Source organism: Pseudoalteromonas sp. SR45-5 (assembly GCF_014163565.1).
GTDB lineage: Bacteria > Pseudomonadota > Gammaproteobacteria > Enterobacterales > Alteromonadaceae > Pseudoalteromonas > Pseudoalteromonas distincta.
On sequence record NZ_JACJDN010001014.1, the window covers coordinates 1 to 781 of the forward strand.

A 781-nucleotide genomic window follows, 5' to 3' on the forward strand; every position below is an offset into this window, starting at 1 on the left:
CCTCAAAATGAGCAAGCAAACGCCAAAGTAATCACTCGCGAAGACTGCATTTTTTGCGGAAAAGACATCATCCTTGAAGTATTTAAACAAGTAGACCCAAGCGTTAAGGTTAATGTACTTATTAATGATGGCGACGCAGTTAAAGCAAACAGCACATTATTTACAGCCACTGGTTCAGCGCGTTCAATATTAACTGCCGAGCGTACTGCACTTAACTTTGTACAAACGTTATCGGGTACAGCCACTACTACAGCACATTATGTAAAAGAGCTAAGCGGCACAACAACGCAACTACTCGATACACGCAAAACCATACCAGGCCTTAGAGCACTTCAAAAATACGCAGTAAAATGTGGCGGCGGTGCAAATCATCGTATTGGTTTATTTGACGCATTTTTAATTAAAGAAAATCATATAGCGGCTTGTGGCACAATAAACAAAGCCGTTGCTCAAGCTAAACAAAATCACCCAAACAAACCTGTCGAAGTAGAAGTAGAATCACTCCCAGAACTTAAGCAAGCAATTGAAGCTGGCGCCGACATAATTATGCTCGACAACTTTAGCGTAGAGCAAATTAAGCAAGCTGTAATTTTAACCAATAAGCGCGCAAAACTAGAGGTTTCAGGCAATATGACCCTAGAAACGCTCAAAACTTATTCACAAGCAGGTGTCGATTTTATATCAAGCGGGGCATTAACAAAAAACTTACAATCAATCGATTTATCGATGCGCTTTGAACAATTATGAAGCAATAATGGGTAATTAATACCGCTAATTAATT

At 39.6% G+C, this 781-nt stretch carries 1 protein-coding gene; it reads left to right on the plus strand.

The window, feature by feature from the left end; translation table 11 throughout:
- A partial coding sequence (gene nadC, locus H5072_RS20735; protein WP_182694672.1) for a carboxylating nicotinate-nucleotide diphosphorylase occupies nt 1-747 on the plus strand: 747 nt, incomplete at its 5' end.
- Between the last annotated feature and the right edge of the window lie 34 nt (nt 748-781).